The sequence below is a fragment of the Pikeienuella sp. genome, assembly GCF_046290545.1.
GTDB lineage: Bacteria > Pseudomonadota > Alphaproteobacteria > Rhodobacterales > Rhodobacteraceae > Pikeienuella.
Genome location: NZ_JBKAGV010000006.1, coordinates 110,384 through 124,752, shown reverse-complemented (window position 1 = coordinate 124,752; position 14,369 = coordinate 110,384). Strand labels below are relative to the sequence as shown.

The following is a 14,369-nucleotide window of genomic DNA, read 5'->3' as shown; positions in this document are numbered from 1 at the left end:
TCCTCTTTTGATTCCCGCAGGCTTAGCGCCTTAAGCCGCGCGCCGGAAGAGCGCCATCTGGCTGGCGGCGCCGAGCGTCGGATGCCGCCCGCCGACATCGGAGAAGGAGACGGCGTAGCCCGCGCGCCCCGCCGCGCCCTCCGCCCAGGCGCGGAAGCGGGCGCGGCCCCATTCGAAGCGATGGTCGGGCCGGCGCATCGCGCCGGGCCGGACGCCGAGGAGCGCGTTGAACTCCGCGTTCGGGGTGGTGATGACGATGGTCCCGGGCCGGAGGCGGAGGAAGAGCGCCCGCTCCAGCCGCCCTAGATCGGACGGGTCGAGATGTTCGATGGTCTCGACCAGCGCCGCGGCGTCGAACCCCTTGAGGCTCGCGGGCGGGTCGAGCATCGAGCCCGGCATGATCTCCGCCTCCGCCGCGGCGGCGGCGAGGCGGGCGCGGAGGCGGGCGAGCGCGGGTTCGGAAAGGTCGATCCCGGCGAGCCGCTCCACCCAGGGTTCAGCGGCGAGCCTGACGATCAGGTCCCCGTCCCCGCAGCCGAGATCGAGGACGGAGCGCGCGCCGGCGCTGCGGAGCGCCTCCAGCACGGCTTCGAGCCGTTCCTCATGCAGCCAGCTTGTCATGCGCCTTCATCGGCCGGGCGCGGGCCGGGTTCAACCGGCCCGGCCCTCGGGATGCCGGGAGGGCGCGACGCGCGCGCCCGGCCGTTTCAGGCGGCCTTGGCCGGGGCGAAGCGGTCATAGAACCGTTCGCCCTTCTCGCCCATGTCGCGCAGGAGCTTCGGCGCGTTGAAGCGGGGCCCGTGCTTCTGCGCCAGCGCGTCGCAGATGCGGACGACTTCCCTGGCGCCGAGAATGTCCACCCAGGAGAAGGGGCCGCCGGACCAGGGCGCGAAGCCCCAGCCGAGGATCGCGCCCACGTCGCCCTCGCGGATATCCTCCAGCACGCCTTCCTCCAGCGCCTTCACCGCCTCCAGCACCTGCGCGAGCATGAGGCGGTGCTTCACCTCCGTCACGTCCGGCTGCTCCTCCGCGAGGGGGAAATGGTCATGGATGCCGCGCCAGAGGCCGGTGCGCTTTCCGGCCTCGTCATAGTCGAAATAGCCGGCCTTCGTCTTCCGGCCGAGGCGGCCGGCGTCGAAGAGGGCCTGCACCACGTCGTCCCCGGAATTTTCCGGATAGTCCTTGCCCATCGCCTCCTTCGTCGCGCGCATGATCTTCTCGGCGAGGTCGATGGAGGTTTCGTCCCCGAGCTGGAGCGGGCCGACGGGGAAGCCGAGCTGCTTCGCAGCGTTCTCGATCAGCGCCGGCTCGATCCCCTCCGCGACCATGCGGGAGGCTTCGCCGCCATAGGGGATGATGCAGCGGTTGGCGTAGAAGAAGCGGGCGTCGTTGACGACGATCGGCGTCTTCCTGAGCTGGCGCACGAAGTCGAGCGACTTCGCCACCGCCTCCGGCCCCGTCTTCTCGCCCTTGATGATCTCCACCAGCATCATGCGGTGGACCGGGCTGAAGAAGTGGATGCCGATGAAGCGCTCCGCGTTCCGGCTCGCCTTCGCGAGGTCGGAGATCGGCAGGGTAGAGGTGTTGGTGGCGAAGATCGCATCCGGAGCCAGTTCGGCCTCGGCGAGCTTCGTCACGTTCGCCTTGATGGCCGGATCCTCGAACACCGCCTCGACGACGAGATCGGCGCCCTTCAGCGCGGAATAATCCGGCGTTGCGGTGAGGCGGGCGAGGATTTCGGCCTTCGCCTCCTCCGTCAGCCGCTTCTTCTTCACATCGTCATCGAGCAGGCCGGTGATCGTGGCGAGGCCCTTGTCGGCCGCCGCCTGGTCCCGGTCCATCAGCACGACCTCCATCCCCGCGCGGGCGGAGACATAGGCGATGCCGGCGCCCATCATCCCGGCGCCGAGGACGCCGAGCTTCTTCACGGACATGTCCGGCACGTCCTTCGGGCGGACGGCGCCCTTCTCCAGCGCCTCCTTGTTCAGGAAGAGCGAGCGGATCATCGCCGCCGAGGACGGGTTGAGCATGATGTTGGTCATCCACCGCGCCTCGATCCGGATCGCGGTGTCGAAATCGACCTGCGCGCCCTCGTAGATCGCGCTCATCAGCGCCTTCGCGGCGGGATAGACGCCCTGCGTGCGGCCGTGGATCATCGCAATGCCGCCCGCCATGGTCTGGAAGCCGGCGGGGGTGTAGGGGGCGCCGCCGGGCATCTTGTAGCCCTTCGCGTCCCAGGGCTTCACGATGTCCGCATCGGTCGCGTTCAGGACCCAGGCCTTGGCGGCGGCGAGGAGCGCCTCGGGCGGAACCACCTCGTCGACGGCGCCGGCGGCCTTCGCGGCCTTCGGGCTCATCATCTTCCCCTCGAAGAGGAAGGGCGAGGCGCCCATGACGCCGAGCATCCGGACGAGCCGCGTCGTGCCGCCGGCGCCGGGGAAGATGCCGACGAGAATCTCGGGCAGCCCGATCTTCGCCTTCGGATTGTCCGCGGCGAAGCGGCGGTGGCAGGCGAGGCCGAGTTCGAGGCCGATGCCGGCGGCGGTGCCGGGCGCGGCCCAGGCGACGGGCTTGCCGCCCTTCTTCGTCTTCGGGTCCATGCCCGCAAGCTCGATCTTGCGAAGGAGGTGGTGCATCCGCATCACCCCTTCGAAGATCGCTTCGGCCGGGGCGCGGCCCGCGGCTTCGGCGGCGGCGCGGGCCTTGCCGAGGATGTTGAGGTCCATGCCGCCCGCGAAGTCCTTCTTCGCGGAGGTCAGCACGATCCCCTTCACCGCCGGGTCGCCAAGCGCCTTGTCGAAGGCGGCGTCGATTTCCGCGATGCCCTGCTCGGTCATCACGTTCATGGAGGCGCCGGGCAGATCCCAGGAGATGACGGCGACGCCCTCGGGGTCGACGCTGTAGTTGAAGATGGTCATGGCTGCCTCACACGCGTTCGAGGATGGTCGCGGCGCCCATGCCGCCGGCGACGCAGAGGGTGGCGAGGGCGGTGGACTTGTCCGACCGCTCCATCTCGTCGAGCGCGGCGCCGATGATCATCGCGCCCGTCGCGCCGAGCGGATGGCCCATCGCGATGGCGCCGCCGTTCGGGTTCACCACCGCATGGTCCACGCCGAAATGCTGCATGAAGAGGAGCGGGACGGCGGCAAAGGCCTCGTTCACCTCGAAGGTGTCGATGTCCCCGATCTTCATGCCTGCGTCGCGGAGGATCTTCTCCGTCACGGGCACGGGGCCGGTGAGCATGATCGCGGGTTCGGAGCCGATCTTCGCGGTGGCGCGGATGCGGGCGCGGGGCTTCAGGCCCATCCGCTCCCCGGCTTCCTTCGAGCCGATCAGCACCGCCGTCGCCCCGTCCACGATGCCGGAGGAATTGCCGGCGTGATGGACATGATTCACCCGCTCGACCTCCGGGTAGCGGAGGAGCATCACCTTGTCGAAGCCCGGCATCGTCTCGCCCATGTCCTTGAACGAGGCCTTCAGCGCGCCGAGGGACTGCATGTCCGTCCCCGGCCGGATGAACTCGTCATGGTCGAGGATGGTGAGGCCGTTCTGGTCCTTCACCGCGAAGACGGATTTCGCGAAGCGGCCCTCGGCCCAGGCCTGCGCCGCGCGCTTCTGGCTCTCGACGGCGTAGGCGTCCACATCGTCGCGGCTGAAGCCGTATTTCGTGGCGATGAGGTCGGCCGAGATGCCCTGCGGCGCGAAATAGGAGCCCATGGCGAGATAGGGGTCGATGGCGAGCGCGCCGCCGTCCGAGCCCATCGGCACGCGGGACATCATCTCGACGCCCCCGGCGACATAGAGATCGCCCGCCCCGCCGCGCACCTGGTTGGCGGCGAGGTTCACCGCCTCCATGCCGGAGGCGCAGAAACGGTTGATGTGGAGGCCGGGGACCGACTGGTCCCACCCCGCATAGAGCACTGCGGAGCGGGCGAGGCAGGCGCCCTGCTCCCCGACGCCGGTGACGCAGCCGAGGATCACGTCCTCCACCATCGACTCGTCGAGATGGTTGCGCGCCTTCAGCTCGTTCAGCGCGTTGGCGGCCATGCGGACGGAGGTGACTTCGTGAAGGCTCCCGTCCGCCTTGCCCTTGCCGCGCGGGGAGCGCACGGCGTCATAGATGTAAGCCTCGGTCATGGGGGCTCCTTGAAAGGTCAGGCCGCTTTCCGCGGCATCAGGTCATAGGGATGCTTCCAGCCCGGCAGCGCCTCGATGCGCGAGAGCCAGGCGTCGATGTTCGGCCAGTCGGCGCGGGAGAAGCCGAAGGGTTCGGGGTAGAAGAGATAGCCGCAGCAGGAGAAATCGGCGTTGGTCGGGCCGTCGCCCACCAGCCAGTCCCGCCCCGCCAGCGCGGCGTCGAGGACGCCATAGGCGGCCTTGAGCCGGCCCTGCATGAAGCCGATCACCTCGGCCGGGCGCTTGTCCTCCGGCAGGAAGTTCATCAGGAACCGGGTCATGCCGGCGGCGGAGGAGAGCTTGTGGTTGTCGAACAGCACCCAGCGCAGCACCTCGCGCCGCTCCGCCGCGTCGCGCCCGCCGAACTTTCCTGACTTTTCGGAAACGTAGTCCTGAATGACGCCGGACTGGGTGAGCTTCACGTCGCCATCCACCATCACCGGGGCCTCGCCCATGATGTTGACGGTCGCGCGGTATTCGGGCGTCCGCGTCTCCCCGCCGAAGAAATCGACGAAGACCGGCTCCCAGGCGAGGCCGGAGAGGGAGAGCGGCAGCGCCGCCTTGTAGGCGTTGCCGCTTTCGCCGAAGCAGTGGAGGCGGATGGTCATGGTTCTTCCCCGGTTGTTTCCGGCTCCGGACGTGATCCGGGGCCTCGATCCGTTGCGCGCCGAGCTTCGGGGCCCCGGCTCAGGGCCGGGGCCGGGCGCCTTCGGTCAGAGTTTCCGCGAGATCAGGTCCTTCATGATCTCGTTCGTGCCGCCGTAGATCCGCTGCACGCGCGCATCCGTCCACATCTCGGCGACGGCGTATTCCATCATGTAGCCGTAGCCGCCATGAAGCTGGACGCATTCGTCGATGACGCGATTCTGGAGATCGGTCGTCCAGTATTTCGCCATCGCCGCCGTCTCGACCGTCAGCTCGCCGCGGAGATGCGCGGCGATGCAGTTGTCGAGGAAGGAGCGGGCGACGACCGTCTCCGTCTTCACCTCGGCCAGCTTGAACTTGGTGTTCTGGAAATCGATGATCGACTGGCCGAAGGCCTTGCGCTCCTTGCAGTATTCGATGGTCCGGCGTACCGCGCCCTCCATCGCGCCGACGGCGCCGCAGGCGATCAGGAGCCGCTCCTGCGGGAGCTGCTGCATCATCTGGTAGAAGCCGCGGTTCTCCTCCCCGCCCAGCACGTTCTCGGGCGGGACCGGGACCTCGTCGAAGAAGAGCTCGGACGTGTCGGCGGCCTTCAGGCCCACCTTGTCGAGATTGCGCCCGCGGCGGAAGCCCTCCGCCCCCTCCGTCTCCACCGCAAGCAGGGAGACCCCCTTCGCGCCCTGCGTCGGGTCCGTCTTGCAGGCGACAAGGATGAGGTTGGCGTGCTGGCCGCAGGTGATGAACGTCTTCTGCCCGGAAAGGCGATAGACGTTGCCGTCCCGGATCGCCTTGGTGCGGATGCGCTGCACGTCGGAGCCGCCGGAGGGCTCCGTCATCGCGAGGGCGCCGACGATCTCGCCTGTCGCCATCTTCGGAAGCCAGCGGAGCTTCTGTTCCTCGGTGCCGCAATGGAGGATGTAGTGCGCGACGATGCCGGAATGGATCGACTGGCCCCAGGAGGCGAGGTTCTGGTGGTTCTGAACGAGGGAGAGGATCGCCTCGTGCCCGAAATCGCCGCCCGCCCCGCCGTATTCCTCGGGGATCGAGGCGCAGAGCATGCCGGCCTCGCCGGCCTTGTTCCAGCTGTCGCGGTCCATGATGCCTTCATGGCGCCAGCGCTCGGCTTGGGGGACGAACTCGTTGGCGATGAATTTCGAGGCCATGTCCTCGAACATCACATGCTCTTCGTTCATCCAGTCGGATTTCAGGTTCTCGAACTTCATCTGGCGCTCTCCCGGGCGGATGGGCGCCTTGCCGGCGCCCTTGATGGGCCCGCCCCGCGAGGGGCGGGGAACTCGATCTGGCGGGAGGCTTAGAACGCCTCCGCCGGCAGGTCCATCACCGGCGCGGCGCCGGTGCGGATGCGGGCGAGGCGGAGGCCCGTCTCCGGCAGCATCCGGCTCATGTAGTAGCGCCCGGTGCGGAGCTTGTTCCGGTAGAATTCGGCGTTGCCCTCGCCCGAGGCGAGCCCGGCCCGCGCAGCGACGGCCATGCGCGCCCAGGCCCAGCCCAGCAGGACATGGCCGAAGAGATGCAGGAAGTCGGAGGAGCCGGAGAGCGCGTTGTTCGGGTTCTTCATGCCCTCGGCCATGAAATACATCGCGGCTTCCTGCATGTCCTTCGACGCGGCCTTCAGCGGATCGAGGAAGTCCTTCGCCAGCTCCTCGTCGCCCGCGTTGGCCTTGTTGAAGCCCTTGATCGCCTCGAAGAAGCCCATCAGCGTCTTGCCGCCGTTGGCCGCGAGCTTCCGGCCCACGAGATCGAGCGCCTGCACGCCGTTCGCGCCCTCGTAGATCATGGCGATCCGCGCGTCGCGCACGAACTGCTCCATGCCCCATTCGCGGATATAGCCGTGCCCGCCGAAGACCTGCTGGGCCTGCACCGTCATGTCGAAGCCCTTGTCGGTGCAGAAGCCTTTCAGGACGGGCGTGAGGAGGGAGAGCATGTCGTCCGCCTCCTTCCGCTTGGCGGCGTCGGCGTGGCGATGGGAGGCGTCGTTCAGCTCGGCCGCGATCAGCAGCGCGGCGCGCGCGCCCTCCACGAAGCTCTTCTGGTCGAGGAGGAGGCGGCGGACGTCGGGGTGGACGATCAGCGGGTCGGCCGCCTTCTCCGGCGCGACGACGCCGGTGACGGCGCGGCCCTGGAGCCGGTCCTTCGCGTAAGTAGCGGCGACCTGATAGGCCGCGGCGGCCTGGAAGAGGCCCTGGCCCGCCACGTCGAGCCGGGCGTGATTCATCATCGTGAACATGGCGGCGAGGCCGCGATTCTCCTCCCCGAGGAGCCAGCCCGTCGCCTCGTCATAGTTCATGACGCAGGTCGGGTTGCCGTGGATGCCCATCTTCTCCTCCAGCTTGCCGCAGGAGAGGGCGTTGCGGGCGCCCGGCGTCCCGTCTTCCTTCGGCAGGAATTTCGGCGCGATGAAGAGCGAGATGCCCTTCACGCCCGCCGGCGCGTCCGGCGTCCGCGCGAGGACGAGGTGGACGATGTTCTCCGCCATGTCGTGCTCGCCGGAGGAGATGAAGATCTTCTGCCCCGAGAGCTTGTAGGAGCCGTCGCCCTGCGGGACGGCCTTCGTGCGCAGCATCCCGAGATCGGTGCCGCAATGCGGCTCCGTCAGGTTCATCGTGCCGGTCCACTGGCAGGTCGCCATCTTTTCGAGATAGGTCGCCTTCTGCTCCTCCGTCCCGTAGGCGTGGATCGTGCGGTAGGCGCCGAGGGTGAGGCCGGAGAACATCATGAAGGCCATGTTGGCCGAGGAATGATACTCGCCCGCCGCCGCGTGGAGGATGCCGGGAAGCCCCTGCCCGCCGAAATCCGGGTCGCAGGCGAGCGAGGTCCAGCCGCCGTCCCGCAGCATGTCGAAGGCGGCCTTGAAGCCTTCGGGCGTGCGGACGATTCCGTTCTCCAGCGTGCAGCCGCCGTCCCCTACCGTGTTGAGCGGGGCGAGCACCTCGGCGCCGAGCTTGCCGGCCTCCTCGAGCACGGGGCCGGTGAGATCGGGCGTCAGGTCGGCATAGCCCTCGATTTCCTGATTGTCCTGAACCTTCAGGACTTCGTGCAGGATGAAGAGATGGTCTTCGGTCGGCGGCGTGTAGCTCGGCATCGTCGGGCTCTCCGGTGGAAGGTCGTCTGTTCTGGGGCGCGGCCGGCGGGCCGCGCGGGGTTCATTCGGCGGCGCGCTTCGCCGCGCGGCGCGAGAGCTCCGACTCGGCCTCGTCGATCAGGACCTGAAGCTCCGCCATCGCGTCCTCCAGCTCGTCCCTCTGGTCGCGGAGCGCGCCCATCTGGGACTTCGCGTTCTCGACCCAGGTCGTCATCTGCGTGACGCCGCCGTCTCCGAGATCGTAGAGGTTCAGCCACTGGCGGATCGATTCGAGCGAGAAGCCGAACCGCTTCCCGCGGAGGATGAGCTTCAGCCGCGCCCGGTCCCTCTGGGTGAAGATCCGGCGCTGGCCGTCACGAATCGGAGTCAGAAGCTCGCGCTGTTCATAAAACCGCAACGTTCGCGGGGTGACGTCGAATTCGGCGCACAGCTCGCCGATCGAATAGGTGGGATCGCTCATGGCGCTCGGGTCCCGGTGATTGCGTCTCTCTGCCATCCCATGTATATTACGTTGACGTAAACGTCAAGATTACATTCCTGCGAGGCGGAAATCCCCGATGGCGGAAGCGAAGGAGACGCCGAAGCGGCGCGCGCGGAGCCCGTTCGAGCTCTTCCCGCACGCCAGCGCGCTCGGCATGACGCTGGAGACGCTGGCGGACGGGCGGCTCGTCGCGGCCGTTCCCTATGACGAGCGGCTGATCGGCGACCCGGCGACGGGGGTCATTCATGGCGGCGTCGTCACCACGATCCTCGACACGGGATGCGGGCTCGCGGCGGTGATGAAGCTTTCCGGCAAGGCGGGCGTCGCGACGCTCGACCTCCGGATCGACTACATGCGCCCCTCGAAGCCGGGACATCCGATCCGCGCCACCTGCGAATGCTACCGGCTCACGCGCTCCGTCGCCTTCTGCCGAGGAATCGCCTGGGACGAGGCGGAGGAGGACCCGGTGGCGAGCGCGACGGGGGCGTTCATGATCACGAAGCTCGGATGGACGGAATGAGCGAGCCCGAGGAGGAGGCGCGCCGCGACGCGGCGCTGGAGCGGCTCACGCTGACCTCGCCCTATCACCGCTTCATCGGCGTCGGCTTCACGCGGATGGGGGACGAACTGACCGGGAGGCTCGCCTATTCGGACCATCTGATCGGCAACCCGGCGATCCCGGCGCTTCATGGCGGGGTGACGGGCGCGCTGCTGGAGATCACGGCGCTGATGCAACTCGCCTGGGACGATCTCTGGCGGCGGATGGAGGCGGGGGAGGCGACGGGCGAAGCGGGGCCGCGCCTGCCGAAGACCATCGACCTGACCATCGACTATCTCCGTTCGGGCCGCCCGCGGGACGTGTTCGCGCGGGCGACGGTGCTGAAGGCGGGGCGGCGCGTCTCAAACGTGCGGATCGAGGCCTGGCAGGATGCGCGGGGCCGGCCCATCGCCGCGGCGCACGGGCATTTCCTGATGCCGGATGGCTGAGACGGCGCCGGGCGCCGGCGCGCTGACCTCGCCGCGCGTGCTCCGGATCGCGGCGCCCATCGTCCTCGCCAACCTGACGACGCCGCTCCTCGGCGCGGTGGATACCGGGGTCGTCGGGCAGCTCGGGGAGGCGGCGCCGATCGGCGCGGTCGGGCTCGGGGCGGTGATCCTGACCTTCTTCTACTGGGCCTTCGGGTTCCTGCGCATGGGCACGGCGGGGCTGGCGGCGCAGGCGCTCGGCGCCGGGGAGGCGCGGGAGGTCGTCGCGCTTCTCGTCCGCGGGCTCCTCGTTGCGGGCGCGGCGGGGCTTGGGCTCATCCTCCTGCAGGGGCCGCTCTTCGCCGCAGGCTTCGCCGTCTCCCCGGCCTCGGAGGAAGTGGAGGGGCTCGCGCGGTCCTATATGGAGATCCGCATCTGGGGCGCGCCGGCGGCCATCGCCGCCTATGCGATCACCGGCTGGCTGATCGCGGCGGAGCGGACGCGGGCGGTTCTGCTCCTCCAGTTCGTCGTCAACGGGGTCAACATCCTCCTCGACCTCTGGTTCGTCCTCGGCCTCGGCTGGGGGGTGGAAGGGGTCGCGGTTGCGACGGTGATCGCGGAATGGTCCGGCGCGTTCCTCGGCCTCTGGCTCTGCCGCGAGGCTTTTCGGGGGGCGGCGTGGCGGGACAGGGCGCTGGTGCTGGACGGCGCGCGGCTCCGGCGCATGGCGGCGGTGAACGGGGATATCCTGATCCGCTCGATCCTGCTGGAGATCGGCGTCGCCGCCTTCGTCTTCCGCTCGGCGGCTTCGGGGGATGTGACGCTGGCCGCCAATCAGGTGCTGATGCAGTTCATCCTCCTCGCCTCCCACGCGCTGGACGGCTTCGCGTTCGCGGCGGAGGCGCTGGTCGGCAAGGCGATGGGCGGGCGGAACCGGGCCGCGCTCCGGCGGGCGGCGGTGCTGGCCTCTCTGTGGGCGATGGCGGCGGCGGGGCTTCTCTCGCTGATCTTCCTGGCGGCGGGGCCGGCGATCGTCGCGCTGATGACGAATGCGGAGCCGGTGCGGTCGGCGGCGGGCGCGCTGCTGCCCTTCGCGGCGATGGCGCCCGTGATCGCCGCGCCGGCCTTCATGCTGGACGGCATCTTCATCGGCGCGACGCGGACGCGGGACATGCGGAACGCGATGATCGTGAGCACGGCGCTCTATCTGGCGCTCCTCTTCACGGTCGCGCCCGTTTTCGGAGCGCCGGGGCTGTGGTGCGCGCTGCTCGCCTATTTCGGATTGCGGGGCGTGACGCTCTGGCGGCGCTATCCGGCGCTGGAAGCCGCCGCGGGGCCGTGACAGGGGCGCCGCCTTTCCGGTCGGTCAAGGCGCGCGCCGGATGCAGAGCGCCGGCCTCGGCGGCTCTCCAGTGGGAGCCGCCGAGGCCGTCGCGTCGGTCGAAGATCTGACCGTGCACGCCGCGGTGGGCGCGGCGACGCGCCCGCCGGGGGGCGGCGGCCGCGGGCAGATCAGCCGCGGGTCTGATCTGCCGGGCGCTTCTTTCAGCAATCCGCCAAACTCGCGCGGCGCGCCGCATGGAAGAAATTCATCCAAAATCGTCATATGCAGATCGCAAAGCCGGTCTTGGATAGCCAAGCGGGCCGGTGACCGACGCCCTGCGCCCGCCCCGCCCTCAGTGCCGGAAATGCCGCATCCCGGTGAAGACCATCGCGAGGCCCGCCGCGTCCGCCGCCGCGATCACCTCCTCGTCCCGCACCGAGCCGCCGGGCTGGATCAGCGCCGTCGCCCCCGCCTCCGCGGCGGTCAGAACGCCGTCCGCGAAGGGGAAGAAGGCGTCCGATGCGACGACGGCGCCCTTCACCGGGCTTGCGGGGAGCCCGAGAACCGCGGCCATGTCCTCCCCTTTCCGGGCGGCGATGCGGGTGGAATCCACCCGGCTCATCTGGCCCGCGCCGACGCCGACCGTTGCGCCGTTCTTGGCATAGACGATGGCGTTGGACTTCACATGCTTCGCCACGATGCGGGCGAAGAGGAGGTCCGCCATCTCCGCCGCCGTCGGGGCGCGCTTCGTGACGACCTTCATCGCGGCGGGCGATCCCGCGTCCCGATCCTGCACGAGGAAGCCGCCGGCGACCTGCCGGAAGGCGAGGCCGGGCGCGGCCGGGTCGGGCAGGCCGGCGGTGAGGAGGAGGCGGAGGTTCTTCTTCGCGGCGAAGACGGCCTCCGCCTCCGGGCTCGCGCCCGGGGCGATCACCACCTCTGTGAAGATCTCCGCGATCAGCCGCGCCGTCTCCGCATCGAGCGGCCGGTTCAGCGCGACGATGCCGCCGAAGGCCGAGGTCCGGTCGCAATCATGGGCGCGGGCGTATGCCTCCGCCAGCGTTCCGCCGCGGGCGACGCCGCAGGGATTGGCGTGCTTGACGATGACGCAGGCCGGCCCCTCCGCGGGCGGGAACTCCGCGACGAGCTCGAAGGCGGCGTCGGTGTCGTTGATGTTGTTGTAGGACAGTTCCTTGCCCTGAACCTGCCGCGCGGTGGCGACGCCTTCCCGCGCCTCGCCGCTCACATAGAAGGCCGCGCCCTGGTGCGGGTTCTCGCCATAGCGCATGACCTGCCGGAGCGTTCCGGCGAAGGCGCGGCGGCGCGGCGCTTCCTCCCCCGCCTCGGCGCTCAGCCAGCCGGAGACGGCGGAATCGTAGGCGGCGGTGCGGGCATAGGCGGCGGCGGCCATGCGGCGGCGGAAGGCGGCGGAGGGGCCGCCTGCGTCGATCTCCGACAGAAGCGCGCCATAATCCTCGGCGTCGACGATGACGGTGACATGGGCGTGGTTTTTCGCAGCCGCGCGGATCATCGCCGGGCCGCCGATGTCGATGTTCTCCACGCTCTCGTCATAGCCGGCGCCGGCGGCGCGGACCGCCTCGAACGGGTAGAGGTTGACGACGAGGAGGTCGATCGGCGCGATGCCGTGCGCCGCCATCGCCGCCTCATGCTCCTTGTTGCCGCGGAGGGCGAGGAGGCCGCCATGCACCATCGGGTGCAGCGTCTTCACCCGCCCGTCCATCATCTCGGGAAAGCCGGTGATCTCGCTCACGTCGCGCACGGCGAGGCCGGCGGCGCGCAGCGCCTTCGCCGTGCCGCCGGTGGAGACAAGCTCCACGCCCCGCGCGGCGAGGGCTGCGCCGAGGGCTTCGAGCCCGGTCTTGTCGGAGACGGAGATGAGCGCGCGCCGGATCGGCGCGGGGGCGTCTTGCATGGGGCTCTCCCGGTTCAGGCGTCGGCTTCGGCGGCGGCCCGCGCCTCCGGGCCTTCGCCCTCCGCGCGGCGGAACGTCCATTTCACGGCGCCCCTGTAATCCTTCGCCGCGGCCCTGACCACCACCTGTTTCGTCGCGCGCGGGGCTGCCCGCGCTTCATCCAGCCAGACGCTCTCCTCGATCGAGAGCGCGCCGCCGGAGGCGCGCATGACCCAGATCTCGGGCCCGAGCCGGAGCCGGGCGGCGGAGCCGGCGAGGAAGAGGCCCGCCTCCGCCTCCGGATGGAGGTGGAAGCGGATGGTGAAGGGCACGCTGCCGCGGCCTTCCTGGCCGGCGGCGACGTCGAAAATCTCGCGCGGGCCGGGGCCCGTGGCGTCCACCCGGTCCTCCCCGCGGAAATCCGTCCCGTCCGCGGAAAGCCAGAGGCGGCGGTGATGGACGAGGCCGTGGCTCCCGAGCCATCCGTCATGCTCCGCGACGAGCCAGACGCCGCTCTCGTCCTCCTCCCGCACCGCGCTCACATGGCCGGGGCGGGTGAGCCGCCCGGCGGCGCCGGAGAGGCGGGCGGAGGAGGTCTCGTCCACGGAGAGGCCGCTATGCGCGGCGGTGGCGCGGGCGGCGCGGCGCCATTCCTCCCCGAACCGGGCGCCGGGGCCGCAATTGACGACGAGCGGGCGGCGGCCGACCGACATCTCGAAGCAGAACAGGCTGGCATGGGCCGCCGCGCTCTCCCCCGCCGCGGCGGCGTCGAAGAGGATCGTCGTGCGGGCGGAGCCGAGGCGGTGGAAGCCCATCGTCTCCCGCACCGGGGCGGCGGGGCGGATTCCGGAGGCGGAAAGCGCCCGGTCGATCCGTTCCGGGTCCCCCCCGCCGCCGCCGTGGAAGCGGGCGAGCCGCCCGTCCCCCAGCCGGAGCGCGCGGAGCGCGGCGGCGAGGCGCGGCAGCGCGGCGGCGTGCTCCGGGGCCGGGGCGCGCCCCGCCTCCTCGAGGCTTCGCGCCGCCCAGACGAGGATCGCGAAGATCTCCGCCAGCGCCTCAGGGTTCCGCGCCGCGATGCCGCCATCCTGCCAGACGGAGCGCGCGGCCTCCCGCCCCAGCGCGGCGGCGCCGAGCGCGAGGGTCTTTCCCTCCGCGCCTTCGAGCGCGAGCCCGGCATGGACGAGGCCGGCGGCGGCGCGGAAGCGGGGAAGGCCGGCGGGCGCGGCGCGCCAGCGGCGGGCGAGAAAGCGCGTCTGCCGCCCGAGCGCGCGGAAGAAGGCGCGGGAGCGGGCGGGGCCGGCGCCGGAGAGGATCAGGGGCGCATGGGCGATCCAGCGGCTGAGGCGCCGCCCCGTCAGGTCCGGCCGCCAGCCCGGCCCCGCGCCGCCGCCGCAGCGCCCGATCCAGTCGAAGAGCCAGAGCCGCAGCGCGCTTCGCGTCTCTGGGTCGGCGGCGGCGAAATCGTCCAGCCAGTCGAAGCCGTGCAGCGCCTCGGACCAGGCGGCGGTCGGCGGCTCGACATCCCAGGGGCTCTTGCCCGGCGCCTCGACGAGCGCGCCGGCGAAGCGGAGTAAGCCGGAGGCGAGGCGCCGCGCCTCCGCCCCGTCCCCCGTCCAGAGCGGTTCGGGCGCGGTGACGATGGCGGTGGGCGCGCGGCCGAAGCGCGCCAGGAAGGCGTGCATCCGATCCGCCCGCGAGGGGGAGGTTGTTCCCGTCATGTCGCCGCTCGATGCGCCGCTTCTGCGGCTTGTCGGGCGGAGTC

Annotated in this window: 12 protein-coding genes; 3 read left to right on the top strand and 9 right to left on the bottom strand. The window is 70.4% G+C overall.

The window, feature by feature from the left end; genetic code table 11:
- Nucleotides 1-30: 30 nt before the first annotated feature.
- The 7 genes from ACE37J_RS04485 to ACE37J_RS04455 form a co-directional block, all read right to left on the bottom strand.
- Nucleotides 31-621, bottom strand: a complete 591-nt coding sequence (locus ACE37J_RS04485; RefSeq protein WP_409707670.1) for a methyltransferase domain-containing protein — start codon at nt 619-621, stop codon at nt 31-33.
- 86 nt (nt 622-707) lie between these two features.
- Nucleotides 708-2,918 carry a 3-hydroxyacyl-CoA dehydrogenase NAD-binding domain-containing protein gene (locus ACE37J_RS04480; RefSeq protein WP_409707667.1) on the bottom strand — a complete coding sequence of 737 codons (2,211 nt, stop codon included), beginning with the start codon at nt 2,916-2,918 and terminating at the stop codon, nt 708-710.
- Between the two features lie 7 nt (nt 2,919-2,925).
- Entirely contained in the window at nt 2,926-4,137 is a 1,212-nt protein-coding gene (locus tag ACE37J_RS04475; protein ID WP_409707664.1) for an acetyl-CoA C-acetyltransferase, read from the bottom strand.
- 17 nt (nt 4,138-4,154) lie between these two features.
- Entirely contained in the window at nt 4,155-4,784 is a 630-nt protein-coding gene (locus ACE37J_RS04470; protein ID WP_409707661.1) for a glutathione S-transferase family protein, read from the bottom strand.
- Nucleotides 4,785-4,889: 105 nt separating this feature from the next.
- Nucleotides 4,890-6,044, bottom strand: a complete 1,155-nt coding sequence (locus ACE37J_RS04465; protein WP_409707658.1) for an acyl-CoA dehydrogenase family protein — start codon at nt 6,042-6,044, stop codon at nt 4,890-4,892.
- 89 nt (nt 6,045-6,133) lie between these two features.
- Nucleotides 6,134-7,924 carry an acyl-CoA dehydrogenase C-terminal domain-containing protein gene (locus tag ACE37J_RS04460; RefSeq protein ID WP_409707655.1) on the bottom strand — a complete coding sequence of 597 codons (1,791 nt, stop codon included), beginning with the start codon at nt 7,922-7,924 and terminating at the stop codon, nt 6,134-6,136.
- Between the two features lie 61 nt (nt 7,925-7,985).
- Nucleotides 7,986-8,384, bottom strand: coding sequence for a MerR family transcriptional regulator (locus ACE37J_RS04455; protein WP_409707652.1), 399 nt, complete (start codon nt 8,382-8,384; stop codon nt 7,986-7,988).
- A 97-nt stretch (nt 8,385-8,481) separates the two neighbouring features.
- Here ACE37J_RS04455 and ACE37J_RS04450 point away from each other — a divergent pair, with 97 nt between their 5' ends.
- From ACE37J_RS04450 to ACE37J_RS04440, 3 genes are read left to right on the top strand one after another with little or no spacing between them, the layout of a single operon-like run.
- Nucleotides 8,482-8,925, top strand: a complete 444-nt coding sequence (locus ACE37J_RS04450; protein ID WP_409707649.1) for a PaaI family thioesterase — start codon at nt 8,482-8,484, stop codon at nt 8,923-8,925.
- Entirely contained in the window at nt 8,922-9,392 is a 471-nt protein-coding gene (locus ACE37J_RS04445) for a PaaI family thioesterase (protein WP_409707646.1), read from the top strand. Before ACE37J_RS04450 ends, ACE37J_RS04445 begins: the two co-directional genes overlap by 4 nt.
- On the top strand, nt 9,385-10,713 hold the full coding sequence (locus ACE37J_RS04440; protein ID WP_409707643.1) for an MATE family efflux transporter: 1,329 nt from the start codon (nt 9,385-9,387) through the stop codon (nt 10,711-10,713). Before ACE37J_RS04445 ends, ACE37J_RS04440 begins: the two co-directional genes overlap by 8 nt.
- 334 nt (nt 10,714-11,047) lie before the next feature.
- On the opposite strand, the gene purH is transcribed toward ACE37J_RS04440, so the two are convergent.
- Nucleotides 11,048-12,628, bottom strand: coding sequence for a bifunctional phosphoribosylaminoimidazolecarboxamide formyltransferase/IMP cyclohydrolase (gene purH / locus ACE37J_RS04435; protein ID WP_409707640.1), 1,581 nt, complete (start codon nt 12,626-12,628; stop codon nt 11,048-11,050).
- Nucleotides 12,629-12,642: 14 nt separating this feature from the next.
- A complete protein-coding gene (locus ACE37J_RS04430) occupies nt 12,643-14,325 on the bottom strand; it encodes a heparinase II/III family protein (protein ID WP_409707637.1) in 1,683 nt (560 codons plus the stop codon).
- Nucleotides 14,326-14,369 lie beyond the last annotated feature (44 nt).